This is a genomic window from Myxococcales bacterium (genome assembly GCA_022184915.1).
Taxonomy (GTDB): domain Bacteria; phylum Myxococcota_A; class Polyangia; order Fen-1088; family Fen-1088; genus JAGTJU01.
The window spans coordinates 70,712-91,649 of the sequence record JAGTJU010000010.1 but is presented as its reverse complement, the minus strand read 5'-3'; the positions used below and the strand labels follow the sequence as shown (position 1 = coordinate 91,649).

Annotated in this window: 18 protein-coding genes; 17 read left to right on the top strand and 1 reads right to left on the bottom strand. The window is 64.4% G+C overall.

What is annotated here, in order from left to right; genetic code table 11:
- Positions 1 to 95 precede the first annotated feature (95 nt).
- Positions 96 to 2,942 (bottom strand): excinuclease ABC subunit UvrA, encoded by a 2,847-nt coding sequence (gene uvrA / locus KA712_25175; GenBank protein ID MCG5056253.1) that lies wholly within the window; start codon positions 2,940 to 2,942, stop codon positions 96 to 98.
- 413 nt (positions 2,943 to 3,355) lie between these two features.
- On the opposite strand from uvrA, the gene KA712_25170 reads away from it, so the two are divergent.
- The 17 genes from KA712_25170 to KA712_25090 all read left to right on the top strand — a co-directional run bounded on the left by KA712_25170 (position 3,356) and on the right by KA712_25090 (position 20,852).
- A complete protein-coding gene (locus KA712_25170; GenBank protein MCG5056252.1) occupies positions 3,356 to 3,715 on the top strand; it encodes an NADH-quinone oxidoreductase subunit A in 360 nt (119 codons plus the stop codon).
- Positions 3,706 to 4,203 (top strand): NADH-quinone oxidoreductase subunit NuoB, encoded by a 498-nt coding sequence (gene nuoB / locus KA712_25165; GenBank protein ID MCG5056251.1) that lies wholly within the window; start codon positions 3,706 to 3,708, stop codon positions 4,201 to 4,203. The genes KA712_25170 and nuoB overlap by 10 nt, the downstream gene beginning before the upstream one ends.
- Before the next feature lies 1 nt (position 4,204).
- Positions 4,205 to 4,741, top strand: a complete 537-nt coding sequence (locus tag KA712_25160; GenBank protein ID MCG5056250.1) for an NADH-quinone oxidoreductase subunit C — start codon at positions 4,205 to 4,207, stop codon at positions 4,739 to 4,741.
- A gap of 24 nt (positions 4,742 to 4,765) precedes the next feature.
- Positions 4,766 to 5,977 (top strand): NADH-quinone oxidoreductase subunit D, encoded by a 1,212-nt coding sequence (locus KA712_25155; protein ID MCG5056249.1) that lies wholly within the window; start codon positions 4,766 to 4,768, stop codon positions 5,975 to 5,977.
- Complete coding sequence (locus tag KA712_25150; protein ID MCG5056248.1) at positions 5,974 to 6,567, top strand: NAD(P)H-dependent oxidoreductase subunit E; 594 nt, start codon at positions 5,974 to 5,976, stop codon at positions 6,565 to 6,567. Before KA712_25155 ends, KA712_25150 begins: the two co-directional genes overlap by 4 nt.
- 29 nt (positions 6,568 to 6,596) lie before the next feature.
- Complete coding sequence (nuoF, locus tag KA712_25145; protein ID MCG5056247.1) at positions 6,597 to 7,898, top strand: NADH-quinone oxidoreductase subunit NuoF; 1,302 nt, start codon at positions 6,597 to 6,599, stop codon at positions 7,896 to 7,898.
- A 45-nt stretch (positions 7,899 to 7,943) separates the two neighbouring features.
- Positions 7,944 to 9,407 carry a (2Fe-2S)-binding protein gene (locus tag KA712_25140; GenBank protein MCG5056246.1) on the top strand — a complete coding sequence of 488 codons (1,464 nt, stop codon included), beginning with the start codon at positions 7,944 to 7,946 and terminating at the stop codon, positions 9,405 to 9,407.
- Positions 9,408 to 9,409: 2 nt separating this feature from the next.
- Positions 9,410 to 10,477: an NADH-quinone oxidoreductase subunit NuoH gene (gene nuoH / locus KA712_25135; protein MCG5056245.1), complete on the top strand. Its 1,068-nt coding sequence runs from the start codon at positions 9,410 to 9,412 to the stop codon at positions 10,475 to 10,477.
- 11 nt (positions 10,478 to 10,488) lie between these two features.
- A complete protein-coding gene (locus KA712_25130; protein ID MCG5056244.1) occupies positions 10,489 to 11,010 on the top strand; it encodes an NADH-quinone oxidoreductase subunit I in 522 nt (173 codons plus the stop codon).
- Positions 11,011 to 11,049: 39 nt separating this feature from the next.
- Positions 11,050 to 11,610, top strand: a complete 561-nt coding sequence (locus KA712_25125) for an NADH-quinone oxidoreductase subunit J (protein MCG5056243.1) — start codon at positions 11,050 to 11,052, stop codon at positions 11,608 to 11,610.
- A 3-nt stretch (positions 11,611 to 11,613) separates the two neighbouring features.
- Complete coding sequence (gene nuoK / locus KA712_25120) at positions 11,614 to 11,937, top strand: NADH-quinone oxidoreductase subunit NuoK (protein ID MCG5056242.1); 324 nt, start codon at positions 11,614 to 11,616, stop codon at positions 11,935 to 11,937.
- Positions 11,937 to 13,877: an NADH-quinone oxidoreductase subunit L gene (locus tag KA712_25115; GenBank protein MCG5056241.1), complete on the top strand. Its 1,941-nt coding sequence runs from the start codon at positions 11,937 to 11,939 to the stop codon at positions 13,875 to 13,877. Before nuoK ends, KA712_25115 begins: the two co-directional genes overlap by 1 nt.
- A 43-nt stretch (positions 13,878 to 13,920) precedes the next feature.
- Positions 13,921 to 15,378: a hypothetical protein gene (locus tag KA712_25110; GenBank protein MCG5056240.1), complete on the top strand. Its 1,458-nt coding sequence runs from the start codon at positions 13,921 to 13,923 to the stop codon at positions 15,376 to 15,378.
- On the top strand, positions 15,375 to 16,793 hold the full coding sequence (locus KA712_25105) for an NADH-quinone oxidoreductase subunit N (protein MCG5056239.1): 1,419 nt from the start codon (positions 15,375 to 15,377) through the stop codon (positions 16,791 to 16,793). Before KA712_25110 ends, KA712_25105 begins: the two co-directional genes overlap by 4 nt.
- Positions 16,794 to 16,859: 66 nt before the next feature.
- On the top strand, positions 16,860 to 17,141 hold the full coding sequence (locus KA712_25100; GenBank protein ID MCG5056238.1) for a DUF485 domain-containing protein: 282 nt from the start codon (positions 16,860 to 16,862) through the stop codon (positions 17,139 to 17,141).
- Positions 17,138 to 19,090: a cation acetate symporter gene (locus tag KA712_25095; protein ID MCG5056237.1), complete on the top strand. Its 1,953-nt coding sequence runs from the start codon at positions 17,138 to 17,140 to the stop codon at positions 19,088 to 19,090. The genes KA712_25100 and KA712_25095 overlap by 4 nt, the downstream gene beginning before the upstream one ends.
- 106 nt (positions 19,091 to 19,196) lie before the next feature.
- Positions 19,197 to 20,852 (top strand): hypothetical protein, encoded by a 1,656-nt coding sequence (locus KA712_25090; protein ID MCG5056236.1) that lies wholly within the window; start codon positions 19,197 to 19,199, stop codon positions 20,850 to 20,852.
- The last annotated feature ends 86 nt before the right edge of the window (positions 20,853 to 20,938 follow it).

The following is a 20,938-nucleotide window of genomic DNA, read 5'->3' as shown; positions in this document are numbered from 1 at the left end:
GCGGGCTCGTGAGGGTACTGTCGTTCGTTAGTTCTAGGTCCCGCGAGAACGAAAACCGTTACACCGCGGTTCGCGAGGAGACGCGTCTCTTTGCGTCAAAGAACCTTGCGCAAGAACCGTCCCGTGTGGCTCGCTGCGACCTTGGCCACGTCCTCGGGTGGACCCTCCGCGACCACCTGGCCGCCGCCAGGGCCTCCCTCGGGGCCAAGGTCGATGACCCAGTCTGCCGTCTTGATGACGTCGAGGTCGTGTTCGATGACGATGACCGTATTGCCTGCGTCCACGAGACGCTGCAGCACGCCAAGCAGTTGGTCGATGTCCGCCAAGTGCAGGCCCGTCGTGGGCTCGTCAAGGACGTACACCGTTTGCCCCGTGGACTTCTTGGCCAGCTCCTTGGCCAACTTCATTCGTTGCGCTTCGCCCCCCGAAAGCGTGTTCCCCGCTTGCCCTAGCTTCACGTAGCCCAGGCCCACCTCGCGTAAGGTCTCGAGCTTCGGCCGTAACTTGGGGATGTTCTCGAGGAAGCCGTGGGCCTGGTCCACCGTCATGTCGAGCACGTCGGCGACCGAAGCGTTGCGGTACTTGATCTCGAGCGTCTCGCGGTTGTAGCGACGGCCCTGGCAGGCGTCGCACTGCACGTACACGTCCGGAAGAAAGTGCATCTCGATGCGGATGATGCCGTCCCCCTGGCAGGTCTCGCACCGGCCGCCTTTCACGTTGAAGGAGTAGCGGCCTGACTTGTAGCCGCGGGCCTTCGATTCGGGTAGCTCCGCGAAGAGCTCACGAATGAACCCAAAGAGGCCCGTGTAGGTTGCTGGGTTCGAGCGCGGCGTGCGTCCGATGGGGCTTTGGTCGATGTCGATGACGCTATCGACGTGGGTGAGGCCGTCGAGTTCGTCGTAGGGGGCGTGCGGTGGCTTGCTGCGGTGAAGCGCTGCCTTGAGTGCGGGCAGCAAGGTGTCCACGATGAGGCTGCTCTTGCCCGAGCCCGAAACCCCCGTCACACACACGAAGGTCCCAAGGGGGATCTTCACCGTGACGTTCTTCAAGTTGTGCGCACGAGCGCCGGACAACGTCAGATGCTTCCCCTTGGTCGTTCGGCGGCGCTTGGGAACCGGGATGAACTTGCGTAAAGAGAGGAAGTCCCCGGTGAGGGAGGCTTCGTTCGCCGCAACCACGTCGGGAGGGCCTGCGGCCACCACGCGCCCACCGAGTTCGCCGGCGCGCGGACCCATGTCGATCACCCAGTCGGCCTTCCGGATCGTCTCCTCGTCGTGCTCGACGACCAGCACCGAGTTACCCAGATCTCTCAGGCGAAAGAGGGTCTCGAGCAGGCGGGCGTTGTCCCGCGGGTGAAGGCCGATCGAGGGCTCGTCGAGGATGTAGAGCACCCCCACGAGCCCGCTGCCGATCTGCGTGGCCAGACGAATGCGCTGCGCCTCGCCTCCCGACAGCGAAGCGGCGCTGCGGTCGAGGGACAGGTAATCGACGCCCACGGCGGCCAGGAAGCGCAAGCGGCTGGCGATCTCCCTCAGCAAGCGGTCCGCGATGAGCCGCTCTTTGCGGGGCAGCTCCAGCGTCTCGAAGAACGCGAGCGCCTCCTTCACCGTCATGCCCGTGACCTCGGTGAGTGCTTTGTCACCCACCTTGACGTGGCGGGCCTCCGTGCGCAGGCGTGTTCCCTCGCAGGTCTCGCAGCGCGCTTCGCGCATGTAGCGGTGGAATTCGTCGAAGACCGCCTCGAAGTCTTCCTCGCCCGCGCGGCCCTGGTCCCGCTGGCGCTTGACGTGGTCCTCGAAGCGGCGCTGGAGGTTGGGCAGAACCCCCTCGAACGGTCGCGTGAACGATTGGCTTCGGCCGTTGCGCTCGATGGAGATCGGGATCTCCTTGGAGCCTGACCCTTCGAGGATGAGCTTTCTCACTTTTGCCGAGAGCTTCTTCCACGGCGTGTCCAGGTCGAAACCCTGGTGTTCAGACAAGGCTGCAAGCACCTGCTGGTAAAAGGGGGCGTTGCGGCGCTCCCAGGCTTCGATGACACCTTCGCGCAGCGACAGCTCGGGGTCGCGGACGATGAGCTCGGGGTCGAAGAAGAGCTTGGCGCCCAGCCCGTCACAAGCGGGGCACGCCCCCACGGGGCTGTTGAAGGAAAAGAGCTTCGGCGACAGAGGCGGGTAAGAGACGCTGCACGTCGGACAGACGCAGGTTTCGCTGAACAGCAGGTCTTCGCCCTCGAGGGGGGCGATCCTGACGAGTCCCCCCGACAGCTTCGCGGCCAGCTCGATGGAGTCCGCGAGCCGCTGCCGGATCCCGTCCTTGAGGACCAGCCTATCCACGTAGACCTCGATGGTATGCGTCGTGTCCGGGTCGAGTGCGGGCGGCTCACTCAATTCCACCAGCTCGCCGTCGACGTCTGCGCGGACGAACCCTTCGTGGGCGAGACGAGCCAGCTCCTTGGTAAAGTCGCCGCGCTGCGCGCGCACCATCGGCGCCAGCACCGAAAAGCGGGTGCCAGGCTTCAGGGCCAACACCTGGTCGACCATTTGCTGGACGCTGAAAGATTGGATGCGCGCGCCGCAGCTCCAACAAAACACGTGGCCCACCCGCGCCCACAACAGGCGGAGGTGGTCGTAGATCTCGGTGATGGTGCCCACGCTGGAGCGCGGGTTGCGAGGCACGGTCTTTTGCTCGATTGCGATGGCCGGGGAGAGCCCTTCGATGCTGTCGACATCGGGCTTGTCCATCTGGTCCAAAAACTGGCGTGCGTAGGCCGAAAGTGACTCGACGTAGCGGCGCTGGCCTTCCGCGAAGATCGTGTCGAAGGCCAGCGAGGACTTCCCGGACCCCGAGAGCCCCGTGATCACGACGAACTTGTTGCGCGGGATCTCGAGGTGGACGTCCTTGAGGTTGTGGGTGCGCGCGCCCCTGATGACGATCTTATCCATGTGGGTGGCTGGTTCGGGACGTTGCGCCGCCCCCGAGCCCGCTTCGCCGAAGGGGCCCGAGGCCTCACTCCGGCTGACCACCGTAGCACAGGGCGCCCGGGGGGGCCGCCCGCTGCCGTCCCGCGAAATTCCCTCGGAAGCCCCCGTTCGGGCGTGTCTACGCCGAGGTTCGTGACACGGGCGCAACGGATCGTGAACGAAAGGCGCCGACGACCGGTGGTCGCGTTCGCCCCACACCTGGGGCGCGGACTTCCGACGACCGGCATCAAATGGCCCGGATTTGCCATCCTGACCAGTCTGTTCCGACCGGCGGTCCTTCAGAACCGACGCCGCCCGCCGAAGACAAAGAGCCGAATACGGACCTTGCAAACCGCGCACGTGTCACCTACGTTCCCCACCGCAGCCCCCCTGTGATGCTCACCCAATACATCTCCCTCGCTCTTTTCGCTCTCGTAGCGTTTGCGTTGGGAGCGGGTGTGCTCGCTTTTGCTTCGGCCGTAGGGCCGCGTGTGCGGAGCCGCCAAAAGTTCGAGCCTTACGAGTGTGGCCTCGAACAGGTGGATACACCTCACAAACCCGTCGCCATCAAGTTCTACACCTTCGCGCTGCTCTTCATTCTGTTCGACGTTGAGACCATCTTCCTGCTTCCGTGGGCGTTTGGTTTCAAAGGTCTGATTGGCAGCGGGGCCTTGCCCCTCGTGCTGGTGTTCCTGGGATTGTTGGCGTTGGGGCTGTACTACGTCATCAAGACCGGAGCGCTAGAATGGCAGTAGAGAAGCCTTTCGATATCACCACGACGACGCTCGAGAGCGCCATCAACTGGGCGCGCTCGAACAGCATGTGGCCCATGCCTTTCGGCGTGGCCTGTTGTGCCATCGAGATGATGGCGGCATTGATGTCGAAATACGACGCCTCCCGCTTCGGCTCCGAGGTGCTCAAGTTTTCGCCCCGCCAGAGTGACCTGCTCATCGTCTCGGGGCGAATCTCCTTGAAGATGATGCCCGTGCTCATGCGGATTTGGGAGCAGATGCCGGAGCCGAAGTGGTGCATCTCGATGGGCGCCTGCGCCTCGAGCGGAGGCGTATTCGACACCTACGCGCTCATCCAGGGAATCGACCAGTTTCTTCCCGTGGATGCCTACATCCCTGGCTGCCCGCCTCGCCCCGAAGCGTTCATCGAGGCCTTGATGGTCGTTCAGGAAAAAGCCCGCGAGGGCAAGGCCTCGACCCAGGCCTACACCGAAAAAGCGCAGCAGGTTTGACATGGGGAACGCGCTCATCGTTTTCGACCCGACGACCGGACCGCCCATCGCGCAGCGGGTGCAAGCGCAGTTCGAAGGGCGGCTGCTTCGGGGGTATCAAGAGGGCCTTCAGCAGGGCTTCGACGTCACCGCCGAGGTGGCCCCATCGCTGCTCGCGTTCCTGCGCAACGACCTTGGCTGCACGTGCCTCGTCGACCTGACCGCGGTCGACTATGCGAAGTACCCCGAGGCGCAACCGGCGCGTTTCGGTGTGATCTACATCTTGCTCTGCCCTGAGACGGGCGCTCGGGTGAAGGTCCGCGCGTTCGTGGCGGACAGCGCTCCTCGTCTTGCCACGGCGGTTCCGCTCTTCGCCGGGGCCGACTGGGCAGAGCGTGAGGTATTCGACTTCTTCGGCATCGTGTTCGAGGGCCACCCGAACTTGAAGCGAATCCTGCTGCCAGACGGCTATCGCGACCACCCGCTGCGCAAAGGCTACCCGCTGCGGGGCAAAGGCGAGCGCGCCGACTTCGAGGTCTATCGCGCCTTCACCGGCTAGCCTGCACCTGGCGCTCAGGGTCACATGTATAGCTACGACACCGAGGTTTCAGAGCTGGCCGAGAACGTGGTCTCGGTCAACGTGGGCCCTTCCCACCCGGCCATGCACGGCACTTTGCGTGTGAAGCTTCAGCTGGCGGGTGAGAAGGTTTTGGCTTGCGAGCAGGAGATCGGGTTCCTTCACACCGGCTTCGAGAAGCTCGGAGAACACCACTCGTTCAATCAGTTCATCACGGTGACCGATCGGATGAACTACCTCTCGCCGCTCAACAACAACATCGGGTACGCCCTGGCGGTCGAAGAGCTGCTGGGCATCGAGGTGCCACGCCGCGGGCAGGTCATCCGCACGATCTTGGCCGAGATGAGCCGGATCGCCGACCACATCTTCTGCGTGGGCCTCATGACGATGGATCTGGGGGCCTTCAGCTCGGTCCTCTGGACCATGATCGAGCGCGAGAAGCTCTACGACATCTTCGAGGCTACCACCGGGACACGCCTCACGACCAGCTACACCCGCGTGGGTGGTCTTGCCTTCGACCTGCCAGAGGGGTTCGAGGCGCGGACCCGCCAGATCATGGACACTTGCGAGCAGACCTTGGGTCAGCTCCGGGACAGCTTCGTCAACAACAAGATCTTTCTCGATCGCACCCAGGGCGTTGGTGTCATCACCAAGGACCAGGCGCTCTCGTTCGGCCTTTCGGGGCCTGTGGCCCGGGCCTCGGGTGTTCCCCTCGACCAGCGCGCCTACCGGCCCTACCTCGTTTACCCCGAGCTGGATTTTTCGGTGCCGCTGCACGAAGAGGGCGATTGCCTGGCGCGGTACCTGATTCGCATCGACGAGCTCGAGCAGAGCATCGCGATGGTACGCCAGGCGTTGAAGCTCCTCGAGCCGGGGCCCATCAACCACGAAAGCGCCAAACGGATTCTTCCCAGCAAGGATCTGGTTTATCGGGATATGGAGTCGCTCATCCACCACTTCAAGGTGGTGATGCCCGGGCAAGACCATGGCATCCATCCCCCGAAGGCGGAACTCTATTCGTCGACGGAAGCTCCCAACGGCGAGCTTGGGTTCTTTTTGGTCTCGGACGGCAGCCACAGCGCTTACCGCATGCGGGTCCGCTCGCCTTCCTTCTACAACTACCAACTTCTGTCGCACATCCTGCCTGGCCACATGGTTTCGGACCTCGTGGCGATCTTGGGCTCGATGAACGTCATCGCAGGAGAGCTCGACCGATGACCTCTCTTCCTCCCGAAGCGCAAGGTGAAGTCAACGAGCTGCTTGCGCAATTTCCCAACAAGCGTTCGGCCTTGTTGATGGTCCTTCGGGTCGTGGAACGACAGTTTGGCTGTATCGACGACCGAGGTATGGCGCTCGCGGCGGAGGCGTGCGAGGTGAGCGTGGCGCATGTGCAAGGTGCCGTGACGTTCTATTCCCACTACAAGCGTCCCCATCACGGCAAGCACCGCTTCATGGTCTGTGCCACCTTGATGTGCGCCATGGGGGGGCACTGCGATAGGGCCTTGGCTCAGATCGAGGCACGTTTGGGCATCAAGCCGGGTGAACGCACCGCCGACGGCCTGTTCTCCGTGGAGAAGGTCGAGTGCCTGGCCGATTGTCACAAGCCTCCCGTAGTGCAGGTGGACTTTACGCACCACACCTGCTTCGAGGGAGCCGCGCTCGATCAGTTCATTACGAGCCTTCTGCGTGAAGAGGGTAAGCCGGAGACGGCCTACGAGGGCCAAAGCGGTGTGAAGATGCAGGGCCGTGTCTTCACGTTGCCCGTCTTGCACGACTTCAAGCAGGGCCCCGCAGAGCCCAAGGCGTAAGCGGCGCACGATCCCGAGGAGTCACGCCCATGTCCAATACCCCCCAGCAAGCGTCGACGAACCCCGCCGCCCTCCCGAGTGCGGTGCCCTTCGAGCCGGTCTTGAGCCGGCACTTCGGACACCCCCAGTCGCATACGATCGCCTACTACGAGAGCCACGGGGGGTACGAGACCGCCCGCGCCTTTGTGGGCACGCCCGCCGCTGACATCACTCAGAAGGTCAAGGACGCCGGCCTCAGAGGCCGAGGGGGGGCAGGCTTCCCCACCGGCATGAAGTGGGGCTTTCTGGCCAAGAACACGGGCAAACCCACGTACTTGGCCGTCAACGGAGACGAAAGCGAGCCGGGGACCTTCAAGGACCGTTACATCCTCGAGCTCGACCCCCACCAGTTGGTCGAAGGGGTCATTCTGGCGTCGTACGCGATTGGCTGTCAGCACGCCTTCATTTACCTGCGGGGCGAGTTCATCCTGGGATTCGAACGCCTTTGCGCCGCGGTCGCCGAGGCGCGTGCGCGCGGCTACGTGGGGCCGAACATCTTCGGCAAGGGCTACGATCTGCAGATCACGATCGTTCGAGGCGCGGGCGCCTACATTTGCGGCGAAGAGACGGGCATGTTGTCCTCGATTGAGGGAGGGCGCGGCTACCCCAAGGTCAAACCACCGTTTCCGGCCGTGTCCGGACTCTTTGGCTGCCCCACCATCGTCAACAACGTCGAGACGATCTGCAACGTCACGCACATCCTGAAGCACGGACCGTCTTGGTTCCGCCAGTGGGGCACCGAAAAGAGCCCCGGTTACAAGCTCTTCTGCGTTTCGGGGGACGTGGTACGCCCCGGACTCGTCGAAGTGCCACTGGCCACCCCACTCTCGGCGATCATCAACGAACACTGTGGGGGTGTCGCCGGAAAGAGCATCAAAGCCGTGATTCCCGGCGGGTCATCGGCTCCCCTCATCAAGGGCGACAAGGTCGCCGACGTGACGATGGACTACGAGTGCCTCGCGGCGCACAAGAGCATGCTGGGCTCGGGCGCCATCACCGTGATGAACGAGACCCGGGACATCGTGAGCGCCATCTACAACCTGATGCGCTTTTATCATCACGAGTCCTGCGGCCAGTGTACGCCTTGCCGAGAGGGCACGGGCTGGCTCGAGAAACTGATGCACAAGTTTCATCACGGTCACGGAGCGAAGCAGGACATCGATCTCGTATGGGAGATCACGCGCAACATGCAGGGCAAGACGATCTGCGTTCTGGCCGATGCGGCCGTGATGCCCATGCAGAGCTACTTGTCCTCGTTCCCCGAAGAATTCCAAGCGAAGTGCAAAGGTTGATCCGGGGCACAGGAATCGACCCCAGGCCGCGACCAGGAACGCATCATGGACAACAAGCCCGCCGCTCCCCCGCTCGTCAACGTCAAGATCGACGGGCGTGATCTGCAGGTGCCTGCAGGCACCTCCGTGATCAAGGCCTGCCACGACAATGGCATAGACGTTCCGCACTACTGCTATCACGAAGACCTCAGCGTCGCCGCGAACTGCCGCATCTGTCTCGTGGCGGTCAAGGGCCAACCCAAGTTGGCCGTGGCGTGCGGCACGCCGGTCGCCGAAGGCATGGAGGTGGCCACCCGCAGCGCCGAGGTGGATGAAGCCCGTAAGGGTGTGATGGAGTTCTTACTCATCAACCACCCCCTCGACTGCCCCGAGTGCGACCAGGCCGGCGAGTGCCGCCTGCAGAACTACAGTTATTCGTACGGCAGGGCCAATGGCCGCTTCCAGGAACTCAAGGTCATCAAGAGCAAGGCCTCGCTGGGCCCTCACGTCAAGTACTGGGGCTCTCGCTGTATCGTGTGCACGCGCTGCGTACGGTTCACCAACGAGGTCAGCGGCACGGAAGAGCTCGGCGTCATCTACCGTGGTGACCGCAGCGAGATCGCGGTGTTTCCTGGCAAGAGCCTCGACAACCCTTTGTCGATGAACACGGTGGACGTCTGTCCCGTGGGGGCGCTCGTTTCTGCGGATTTCCTGTACCAGGCGCGCGTTTGGAACCTGAGCCGCAAGGATTCGATGTGCCCCGACTGTAGCGTGGGCTGCAACACGCGCGTGGACGTCGACAAAAAGAACGTGGTGAAACGCATCACGCCTCGTCGCAACGACCAGGTGAACCGCTCGTGGATGTGCGACGAGGGGCGGCTCAGCTTCCCCTATGTGTACGAGGGGCGTCTCGACAAGCCACGGGTGGAGGGCCAAAGCAGCACGTGGGCGCAGGCGTTCGCAGCCGTGCAGTCATTGCTGGGGGCTGGCCAACGTATCGCCGTGGGCGTAAGCGCCTGGAACACCGCCGAAACGATGAGCGAAGCGCAGAAGCTCTCTGCGAAGTTGTCTGCCAAGCTTTTCGGGTACGCTGCTCCGGGCCGAGCCGAGCAGGTGTTCCCGGGCTTCCGGATCTCGGGTGATCGCAACCCCAACCGGGCTGGCCTCGCCACACTCGGTGTGAACGACGCCGAGGCCTCCGTTGCAGCTGCCGCATCCGACGTGATCGATACCCTGGTGCTGGTCCACAACATTCCGGATCCGGCGGCCGCCGCGGTGGTGGCCCCGGTCGTCGAACGGGCTCGTCACGTGGTCCTGCTGCACTTTGCCCCGGCCCCGTGGTTGCCGGGGGCGAAGGCGAAGGTGGTGCTGCCCACCCTCACCCATTTCGAGTCGCAGGGGCACTACGTCAACGGCCAAGGTCTTTCCCAGGCCTTCGAGCCCGTCGTCGAACCCGTGACCGCGGGACGTTCGTCTCACGAGATCCTGCACGACCTGCAGATGCCCGCCCCGGGCGCAAAGGCGGTGTGACGGTGTCCGGAACGAGCCCCATCGCAGGTGTGTCTCCGCTGGTCTACACGGCCTTTGCCCTGCTGGGTGCGCTGGCCGTGGTGCTGGGCGTGGTGCCGATGTTGGTGTGGATGGAGCGGAAGGTGGCCGCGCGGTTTCAGCGGCGGGTGGGACCAAACCGCGTGGGGCCCCTCGGCCTCCTGCAGTCCGTGGCCGATGCCGTGAAGCTGATCTTCAAGGAAGACTTTTTTCCGCGGAACACCGACAAGGCGATCTTCCTCCTCGCTCCGATTCTCACCTTCATGCCGGGGCTCGTGTCCTTCGCCCTTGTCCCCGTGGCGGCCATGCCTTCGGGACAGGCGCTTGCCGGCACCAGCATCAACATGGGCCTGCTCGTGATGCTGGCGATCTCGTCGCTCACGGCCTACGGCATCGCGTTTGCCGGCTGGTCCTCGAACAACCAGTATTCCCTGCTGGGCGGCATTCGGTCTTCGGCGCAGCTCATTAGCTACGAAGTGATCATGGGTCTGTCCGTGGTCGCGCTGCTCCTCAAAACGGGGAGTCTGGACCTTGCCGAGATCGTGCGGCAGCAAGAGGGACGCGTCTTCTTTGGCCTCCTGCCCAACTGGAACGGGCTCACCTGGCCCCCCAACTTCCTGCTCTTTTTGCTCGCCGCGTTCGCGGAGACCAACCGCGCGCCCTTCGACAACCCCGAGGCCGAGCAAGAGCTGGTGGGTGGCTATCACACGGAGTACACGGGGCTGCGATACGCCTGGTTCATGTTCGGCGAATACGCGGGACTTTGGACCATGTGCAGCCTCATGACGGTGCTGTTCCTGGGGGGCTGGTACCTGCCAGGGCTGAACCGCCTGGGGCTCGATACGTGGACCTACGCCGTCGTTGCCTTCCTCATCTTCACGGCGAAGGTGATGGTGCTCGTGTTCGGCTTCATGTGGGTCCGGTGGACGTTGCCCCGTATGCGCTGGGATCAGTTGATGGCGCTCGGCTGGAAGCGGCTGATCCCTATCGCGTTGTTGAACCTCATCCTCCTGGCCTTGGCCATGGAGTACGGTGGTCTGTTTCGTTCGTGAGGATCCTTCAGATGGAACACCCGGTCGAAGTCAAACGCAATCCCCCGTCGGTCATGCATCGACGCTCGCAGCCATGGTGGGTCGGGCTCTACATGCCGGCCATCTGGAAGGGGCTTTGGGTGTCGCTTCGGCAGTTCTTCAAGAAGTCCGTCACGATCCAGTACCCGGAAGCCAAGCCACAAATCAGCCCCCGCTTCCGGGGTGAGCATTACCTCAAGCAGGACGAACACGGCCACATGAAGTGCGTGGCCTGCTACATGTGTTCCACCGCGTGTCCCGCCCAGTGCATCAACATCGAAGCCCAGCCCGCGCCCACGGGGCCCGGCTGGGAAGGCCGCGACAAGGTTCCCAAGGTCTTCGAGATCGACATGCTCAAGTGCATCTACTGCGGGTATTGCGTGGAAGCGTGTCCCAAGGATGCGATCGGCATGACGAACAAAATTCCGCAGGTCTACACGAGTCGGAAAGAGTTTCTCTACGACATGCCGCGCCTTCTGGCGAATGGTCCTGGCTCGGGGGAAAAGAAGTCGTGAGCGCCCGCGCTCGTTCGACGACGGAAAGGCGAACCGCACGTGTCTGATGGCGTCGTTCACAACGCAGTGTTCACCCTCTGCGCTGTCCTGATCCTGCTTGGTTCGGCAGCCGTGGTCTGGGCGCGCAACCCCGTGCGCGCCACGCTGCTTCTGGTGGGTGCGTTTTTGCCCACGGCGCTGCTCTACGTCCTCATGCACGCCCCCTTCGTCGGGATCCTGCAGGTTCTGGTCTACGCCGGGGCCATCATGGTGCTCTTCACCTTCGTGGTGATGATGGTGAACCCCGGACCCAAGGACGGCGAACTCAAAACACCCGACGCCGCCTCCGGCCGCACCAAACTGGGCATCGCGGCGCTTCTCGCGGCGGGAGGGGCTCCCCTCATCGCGCTGGTTCGGCGAGCCGCGGCGGGGCTTGCCCCAGCAGGCGCGCCCGCCGCCGACTTCGGAGAGCTGTCATCGCTCTCTCGTCTGGTGTTTGAGGACCCCGCAAACAACCCGCTGACGGTGTCATTCGAGCTCATCTCTTTTTTGATCCTGGTGGGCATCGTGGCGGCGATCAACTTCGCGCGGCGCTCACCTGGCACGTCGAGGGGGGCCTAGGCGATGTTGGCGTTCGATCTTCCCAACTGCCTCACGCTGGCGCTGGTGGTGTCGCTCATTGGTGCCTACGGCCTGCTCACGCGCCGTAGCCTCGTGATGATCCTGCTGTCCATCGAAGTCATGTTGAGCGGCGCCAACATCAGCGTCGTTGCCTTCAACTATTTCGTCTGGAGTGGCCGCGCGTACGGGCACTACCTCTACATGCTCTCCATCGGGGTGGCCGCCGTCGAGGCGGCGATCGGCCTGGGAATGGCCATCGTGTACTTCCGTAATCATCAGGACATCAGCCGCGAGCGCGCCGGTCGTCTTCACGAAGGAGACGCTTGATGAACCCTGAGATGCTCTTGCTCTTGCCCGTCGTGCCCGCGCTGACGGCGCTTTTTCTGGCGCTCGCGGGAAGGCGCCTCGCGCCGGCCGTTGTGGGCGGCATTGCCTGCGCGGGTGTGGCGGTGTCGTTCGCCGTCGGGGTGGTGTGCGTGGTGGGACTCGATACCCAGCGGCCCACGGTCTTCGATGCGGGCCCCTGGCTCCGCACCGCCGGTTTCACGGCGCGCTTTGCGCTGCGGCTCGACAGTGTGGCGGGCGCCATGGTGTTGCTTGTGAGCGGCTTCGGCGCGCTCATCACCCTTTACTCCGTGGGGTACATGCGGGGGGCCGCCGGCGTGGCGCGCTTCTTTGCGAGCCTGAACCTCTTCGTTGCCTCGATGCTGGCCTTGGTGCTGGCCGACAACTTGCTGCTCATCTTCCTCGGCTGGGAAGGAGTGGGTCTTTGTTCTTACTTGCTCATCGGTCACGACTGGCAGGAGGCGCACGTTCCGCGTGCCGCTTACCGCGCCTTCTTCACGAACCGGGTGGGCGATTTGCTCTTCATCCTGGGCGTCGCGTGTCTTTACGAAGCCTTCGGTAGCTTCGCGCTGGTCGACTTGGCTGCTCAGGCAAACCAGCTGTCGCCCGAAGCCCTGGGGCTTGCCCGCTGGGGAGCCCTCTTTTTGTTGGGCGGCGTGTTTGCCAAGTCGGCGCAGGTGCCCCTGCACATCTGGTTGCCCGACGCCATGGCAGGGCCCACGCCGGTGAGCGCGCTCATCCACGCGGCCACCATGGTGACAGCTGGGGTGTACCTGGTGGCCCGTCTCGAGCCGCTTTACCGCCTGTTTCCGGCGGTGCTTGGGCTCATTTTCGTCTGCGCTCTCGCCACCTTGGCGCTGGGTGCGGTGCTCGCCATCGTACAAACCGACATCAAAAAGATTCTGGCTTACTCGACGCTGTCGAATTTGGGCCTGATGTTCTTGGCGTTGGCGGCGGGCGCTCCCGGTGCGGCGCGCATGCATCTTTTTGGACACGCCTGCTTCAAGGCCCTGCTCTTTTTGGCCGCCGGGAGCGTCATCGTAGCCTGTCATCACGAGCAGAACGTGAGCCGCCTGGCGGGTTGCCTGCGTCGTCTGCCGGTCACCCGCGCCGCCTTCTGGGTGGGCAGCCTGGGCGGCACGGGCCTGCTGCCGTTTGTCTCGGCAGGCTTCTTCAGCAAGGAACTCGTGCTCGAGGCGGTAGGGCAGGGCACGTTCACCGTGGGGGGCCTGGCGCTCTCGGGCGGCCTGGTGGCCTGGGTGGTGACGGTCATCGAGTGGCTCTCCGTTGTGTATACGTTCCGGCTGCTCGGGCTCCTCGAGGCGAAGGTGCCCGGCCCCGCCGTGTCAGATCACGGAGCTCACGCTCATGGGGCTCACGGGACCCACGCGCCCGCCGAGACCAGCACGCCCATCCGGGCGGTGCTGCTCGTGCTCTGTGTCGTGGGCACGGTCTTCGGTGTGCTGAGCGCGCCGGCGCACTGGGGCGGCCTTGGTGTGTCGCTCTATCGCTTCGTCTCGGCGACCACCGAGACGCCGGAGGGCCCCACAATCCTGCACGCGCTCTTGGTCTTGGCGCCGAGCCTCCTGTTGGCCCTTCTGACCTTCCGGCACTTCTCCTCACCGCGTCGAGCAAGCAAGACCACCGGGGCCGAACCCTCCCCGGGTAAGCAAGGTCCCCTCGCGCGCCTCTTTTACTTCGACGAGGTCTACGAGACCTTCATCTTCTCGCCCCTTCGCGCCCTGGCACGGCTCTTTGCAGGCGTGGGCGAAGATGTCGCGCGGGGCGTGCCACAGCTGACGGGCGCGTCCTGCGAGCTCCTGTCCTCGGGGATGCGGCGGCTGGTCACGGGGAAAATTCACCACTACGCGGCCTGGCTGCTCGCGGCCGCCCTCGTCTTGTTGCTCCTCGTGGGGCGTTGAGGACGCGATCATGCATGCGACCCTGTTAGCTCTCAGTCCTCTCGTGCCGCTGGCCTTCATTGGGCTGCACCTGTGGATCCCCGTCGAAGGCAACCGCCTGTCGGCATGGGGCCAATCCGCCTTCGGGCTGCTTCTTGCTTATCTGGCGCTCGTGGGTCTCTCCACCGGAGGGCTTTCGACCGAATTGACCGCCACGCTCGCCGGCACGGGTCTGCCCATCGAGCTCGGGGCCTACCTCGACGGCCGCAATGCCGCGTTCGTGCTGCTGCTCGGCCTCTGCCTCCCCATCATCTTCGTGCTTCTCCGCGAACGGACCGCCCTGGCGCGCCGGCCCTCGTATTTCGTGGCGTCCAACCTCCTCGTCATGAGCCTCCTGGGCGTGTTTACCGCGCGGGGCTTGCTGGCGTTCTACTTCTACTGGGAGCTGGCCCTCGTGGCTGCCTACTTCTGGATCGGGCAGCACGGCCGTCCTCTCTCCGGCGGGCCCAGCGTCCAGGGCGCGCTGATGCGCTTCGTGCTCGTCACCGTGGCAGGTAGCTTGCCCATGCTGTTGTCCGTGGGCCTGGTCTGCGTGCGTGCTGGCCGTGACCCCGGTATTGCGGGCCTACCGGCGACCATCGCCTCGCTCGACCCTGACGCGGCTGCGCTCGCGTGCATCGGCTTCCTGCTGGCCTTCGCCATCAAGCTGCCCTTGCTCGGCTTTCACGGCTGGCTCCGCGATCTCTACGCTGTTGCGCCGCCCGCTTGCCGCGCGCTCTTGTCGGCCGTGATGTCGAAAATGGGGGCCTACGGCCTTCTCATCGTGCTCGTGCCGGCCTTCAACACCACGTTGGTCGCTTGGCAAAAGCCCCTCATGGGCCTGGCCGTGGCCGGTGCTGTCTACGGTGGTGTCGTCTGTTTGGCCCAAAAACGCCTCGTCGACATGTTGGCCTACGCATCCCTCGCTCACTTGAATCTCTTGGCCCTGGGCGCCTTCGTGGGCGCCACCGGGGATGCCACGGCTTGGACGGGCGCCCTCTTCCAGGCGTTGAACCATGGGCTCATCATGGCGCTGCTCTTCGCCCTCGACGCCCGCGCCAACACCGACGGCAGCTCGGTCTCCTCCGATACCGATGGTGGACTTCGCCACACGGAGGGGCGCCTGGCCGCCCTACTGCTCGTGGGGCTCTTCGCGGCGGCCAGCCTCCCCGGCCTCAGCAGCTTCGCCGGCGAAGTCATGATTTACCTTTCAGCCTACCGCGTTTCGCCCTGGCTGCTGGTCCTGGGGGCTTTGGGAGCCTTGGTCACGGCCGCCGCGAGCTTTCGCCTTTTCCACGTCACCTTTCTCGGGCCTGCGCGCGGCACCACGCCCCGTGCCGCGGACCTCTCGCTGGCCGAGACGGCCCTGGGCCTCGCGGTGGCAGGCCTTTGGATCTTCCTCGGCCTGGCTCCGATGACGCTGCTTGCACCCATCGAACAGGCCCTCACAACAGGACTTTCCTTCACGGGGCTCGTCCCATGAACGCTGCCGTCATCGCACAAACGCCGCTCGTTGCGGCCTTCGCTCTTCTCCTCGTGCTGGGCGCTTCGCCCAAAGACCGGGCGCCCCTTGCCTCTGCCCTCGTCGCCGTCTTCGGCTTGCTGGCAAGCGCCGCCCTTGTGTGGTTGCGCCTCGAGCCTGGCGACACGTTCTTTGGTGGGGCCTATCTGGTCACCGGCGTGGGCAAGGCGCTCGCCGTCTTGTGCCTGGGCCTCACCGCTGCGGCCGTGGCACTCGGGCACGGCTACCTCGAAAAAGTACGCGCCCGCGCCACCGATTGGCGCATCGTGGTGTTGGCGTTGGCGATGGGCCTCTTATCCCTCTGTCTTGCGGGGGATCTGGCGACGCTCTTCATCGCGTTCGAGTTGATATCGATCCCCTCGTACGTGCTCTGCGGCTTTTCGTTGCGCGACCCGCGCGCCAACGAGGCGGGTATCAAGTACCTGCTCCTGGGCGCCGTGGGCAGCGTGCTCTTCCTCTTGGGCTTGGGCTTTCTTTACGGCGCCACGGGTGAGATTGCCCTGCCCGCGATCGCCGAAAAATTGGCCGAGGCCAACGCCGGGACGCTGGCGGTGGCCAAACTTGCCTTGGGCTTCGTGTTGGCCGCTTTGTTCTTCAAAACGGCCGTGGCCCCGTTTCACCTCTGGCTTGCCGACGTTTATCAGGGCTCGTCGTTCGCAGCCCTGAGCGTGGTCGCGTCACCGGTCAAGGTGGCCGTCTTCGGCCTTCTGTTCACGCTGCTTCATGGCCCCTTCGCGTCGCTCGAAGAGACCTGGAAGCCGGCCCTGTACGCCTGTGCAGCCGCGTCAGCGGTGATCGGCAACGTGCAGGCGCTGGCGCAAAAGCAGCTGCGGCGGCTCTTCGCGTACTCCGCCGTGGTCAACGGCGCCTTCATCTTGCTGACCGTCGCGGCGCGCAGCCCCCAGGCGTTTTTGTTTTACGTGTCGGCCTACGGCCTGATGGGGCTTGGCCTCTGGGCGGCGTTCATGGCGCTTGGCACGCCGCATGCCGACGTCGACGAGCTCGACGACCTGCGCGGCCTCTCCGGCCGCCACCCGCTGGCCGCGCTCGGGTTGTCGGTGATCGTGTTGAGCTACGCCGGGCTCCCCTTGACCGCCGGCTTCACGGCCAAGTTCGCCGCCGTGGTGGCGTCCGTACGCGACGCAGGCTCCGGGTCCTTGGCTCTCACGGTGGTCATCGTCGCCCTGGTGGCCTCCGTGGCTTCCTTTGCTTACTACTTCCAGATACTTCGGCACTTGTGGCTGGTGCCGTTGCCAGAGGGCAGCCAGGCCTTGGCGCGGCACATGCGGCCAAACCAACTGGTCGTGTTCGCGCTGGTCGTGGGCCTGCTCCTGACGCTCAGCTTCCTGCTGCCCCTGCCGGCCCTGTTCGGGTAACGGGGCGTCGACCGAGCGAAAGCCTGACCTTACGTCAGGCAAATGCATCGTGGTAGGGTCGGCCCCATGTCTGGCTCAACCGCGGTCAAATCCCCCGACGATTCGCCGGTGCTGCAGCGCCGCAACGCTCGCTACGGTCTCTGGCTATTTGCGGTGTACCTGGCGTTCTATGGTGGCTTCATGGCGCTCAACGTGCTGTCGCCCGAGACCATGAAGGGCGCGGCGCTCTTCGGTCTGAACGTCGCCATCGTTTACGGCATGTTCCTGATCGTGGCCGCGCTCGGTCTGGCTCTCGTTTACACGCGCCTGTGTCGTCGTCCGCTGCCCGAAGGAGAGACCGAGCGATGATCTACGAGGCTTCACAGATTGCCATCGTCGTATTTTTGACCTTCGTGGGGCTGGTGCTGGGCATCAGCTTTTACCTCGGCCGCAAGGCCAAATCCGCGCAGGGTTACTTTGCGGCGCACGGGCAGATCCACTGGTTCGTCAACGGGGTGGCCTTCGCGGGCGACTACCTCTCCGCCGCCTCCTTCCTGGGGATCTGCGGCATGATTGCGTTTTACGGCTACGACGGCTTTCTCTATTCCGTCGGCTACCTCGCCGGTTGGATCGTGGCCTTGTTCGTGGTGGCCGAGCCGCTCAAACGTCTTGGCCGTTACACCTTCGCCGATGCGCTGGACAGCAAGTTCAACTCCCGCGGGATCAAACTCTCCGCGGCCATCAGCACGCTGGTGGTCAGCATTTTTTACCTGATCCCGCAGATGGTGGGGGCGGGAGCGCTGGTCAAACCCTTGCTCGGCTTTTCGCACGTGCAGGGCGTGTTGCTCGTGGGCGTGGTGGTGGTGATGATCGTCGTGACGGCGGGCATGGTGTCCACCACGTGGGTCCAGTTCATCAAGGGCTCGATGCTGGTGGTGTTCTGCGCCGTGCTCACGGTCATGATCTTGAACCGCGGCTTCAAGACCACGCCCAACGACGCGGGAACGTTTACGGACTTCCGCACGGTTCCGCTCGATCATTTCGAGAATGCACCTGGGTATACGCTCCTGCCCGCCGAGGGTCCGTGGGCCGATAAGCCTTATCTCCGCGCCCGGAACGACGCGACGGGCGTGGTGGAGGTCTGGCGACGGGAGGAACGAGGCCTCACGGAGACCCAAACCGTGGCCCTCGTGCCCGAAGCGGGGGCCGAGCGAACGCTCGTCAATGGCTTGCCTCAAGGCCACGGTCCCGGCGAGGCCGATCTGCGCCCCGTGGGCAACATCGCCAAGCTGCCGGGAGGCTTGAAGGAAACGGGACCCTTGGGCCCCCTTTCGTTCTTCAGCACCCTCCAGGACAGCGAAGTGCTGTTGTGGAGCAACGAAAAGATCGCCGCCGCTCCCAGCGGTGGCCCTGGTGCCACCACGGTGCACTTCCAAAAGCCCACGGCGGGAAGCAAGTTGCTCGTCCCCGGAGGCAGCCCCACATTTGCAGGGCTTCAGAAAGACGAGCCCTTGCCCAAGCTCGACTTCCTTTCGCTGATGCTTGCCCTATTCTGCGGCACGGCGTCGCTGCCGCACATTCTCATCCGCTACTACACCGTCAAGGATCAAGCCGCCGTGCGAAAGAGCACCGTGGTGGGTATTGCCAGCATCGGCTTCTTCTACGTCCTGACCCTTTATCTGGGCTTGGGAGCGATGACGGGCGGAACGCTCGATCCCACCAACAACAACATGGCGGCGCCTCTGTTGGCCAAGGGGTTCGGCGATCTGCCCTTCGCGATCATCTCAGCCATCGCCTTCACCACCGTGCTCGGCACCGTGAGCGGTCTCATCATGGCGGCGAGCGGCGCGGTGGCGCATGACATCGTCACCAATGTCTTCAAGGCCGACATCAACGACAGCCAAAAGGTGCGTGTGGCCAAGTTCGTGGCGGTCGCCGTGGGCGTGGTGGCCATGTTCCTGGGTGTGGTGTTCGAGAAAATGAACGTCAGCTTCCTCGTCGGATGGGCCTTCAATGTGGCCGCGTCTGCGAACTTGCCCTCCTTGGTGATGCTGCTTTTTTGGAAGCGCACCACGAAGCAGGGCATCACGGCCGCCATCTCGGTGGGAATGGTCTCCTCGCTCTCCTGGATTCTGCTTTCGGGCGCGACCTTCAAGGCCGTCTACGGCCTCGATCCAGGTCTGGCGCCCATGAAAATCAGCCAGCCGGCCATCGTTACGATTCCCCTCGGCTTTCTGACCTTGGTGGTGGTCTCGTTGCTCACGGGTCCGAAACGGGCGGCTGCCAGGGTTCCGGTAGAGCCGGCCATCTCAGCCTGAAGGCGGCGTCGGACCCGGTGGGCGACTCCTCGCGTCACTGTCTTCTCGTGTGCGCCAAGTGACACATGAGGTTGGCGAGAGGCGCGGATGCACGTAGGGTGTGGTCATGAGTCGGCCTGTATCCCGGGCACCCAACCGGCGCCCCGGGGAGTTCCCCCTGGGTTTGGGATCGCTTGCCGCGTGGCACCTTCACGGGAGTGCTGGCGGGGGCGCCAGTCAGGGCCAAGCCGGAACGGAGCTCCTCCTCGTCGTTCTTCTCCTGGTGTCCTGTACGGTCCCCGCCAAGGACAACCGGGACGCCGCGGGAACGCCCGACGGCGGCGCCGACACTCCGGAGGTCAGCGCACCCGACCTCCGCGAAAACGGCGAGGTCTGCTCCCTGGCGTCGCAGTGCCGCAGCGGCGTCTGCGCGGAGGGGCGCTGCTGCAACACCCCCTGTGGCTTTCCGTGTTCGAGCTGCGCGCTCGACGGCCAGGAAGGCACCTGCCTGCCCCTTCCCAAGGGATCACAGCCGCGCGACAAAGATGCCTGCAGCGCCGAGTCTGCCAACACCTGCGGCCGCACGGGCCTCTGCAACGGCAACCAGGGCTGCGATGTGTTCGCGGTGGGCACGGCCTGCGACGATGGCATGTGCGCCGGCACCCTGGACATCACGGCCCGGGGCACATGCCAACCCAGCGAGATCCCCGGGGTCAACAAGTGCGTGCGGAGCAGCACCCCCTTTTCGTGTGCGCCCTACCAGTGCCTCACGTCGTCTGGCATTGCTCAGTGCGCGAAGTCGTGCTTTCGAGACCAGGACTGCTCGCCCGGAGCTACATGCACGCAGGGTAAGTGCGTAGACCCGAACCGCGCGCCTCAGCCGCTCGGCAACCTCTGCGAGGACGCGACCGGCTGCCAGTCGGGGGTCTGTGCCGATGGTGTGTGCTGTGAGAAGGCGTGCGACAGCCCCTGTTCCTCCTGTCGGCTTGCAGGGCAGGAGGGGCGCTGCGTGCACCTGCCCGCCAATCAGGCGCCGAAAACCGCCCAGGGCTGCGCCGTCGAAGCGGCAACCTGCGGGCGCAACGGTCTATGCGACGGTGCCGGTCAGTGCGCGTCGTTTGCACCCAACGCCATCTGCCAGGTCTCGCGCTGCGAAAACGGACAACAGTTCGAGGCCGCAACCTGTCGGAACGGCATCTGCGGCCCCGCTTCGTTCAAAGCTTGTGCTCCCTACGCCTGCGGAGACGATGGTGCCTGCCGCTCCACGTGCGCGGTGGCGGCGCATTGCGCACCCGGTGCCACCTGCGAGCAGGGCGTGTGCAAGCTTGCCCCCGTGAGCGTGACGCTCGAGGAATACCTCGGAAAAGAGATGCAGCCAGTGGTTCAGTCCCAGGGGCTCGTCAACGGTGCGCGACAGAACCTTGATCGCAACTCGAACTGGGATCAGGTCCCTGCGCCGCTGACGGGCGTCACCTATCTTCTGACCTCACGGGACGACAAAGATCCGCGCAACGGGCTCGAGGACGCGGTGATCTATCGCGTGCGCGTGGACCGGCCCTCCATCGTTTATCTGCTCCTGGACGAGAGGGCGCGCGCGCCGGCACCCGCCTGGCTTGCGGCAGATGCCTGGTCCGACACGGGGCTTACGCTGCGCTCTACGGGAGCCGACCCCCGCACGTATCACATCTATCGTCGCGAAGTGGACGCGGGTGTGCTCGGCCTCAAACGTGTGCGCTCCTTCCAGAACAACGGTACGAGCTACGCGTTTGTCGCACGCCCCTGAGACGCCCCTCGACGAGGCCCATCCTCAAGCCGCCACGGCACGCTGCCGACACAGAAAGTGTCGCACGAGCGGAGCCTGAACGGAGA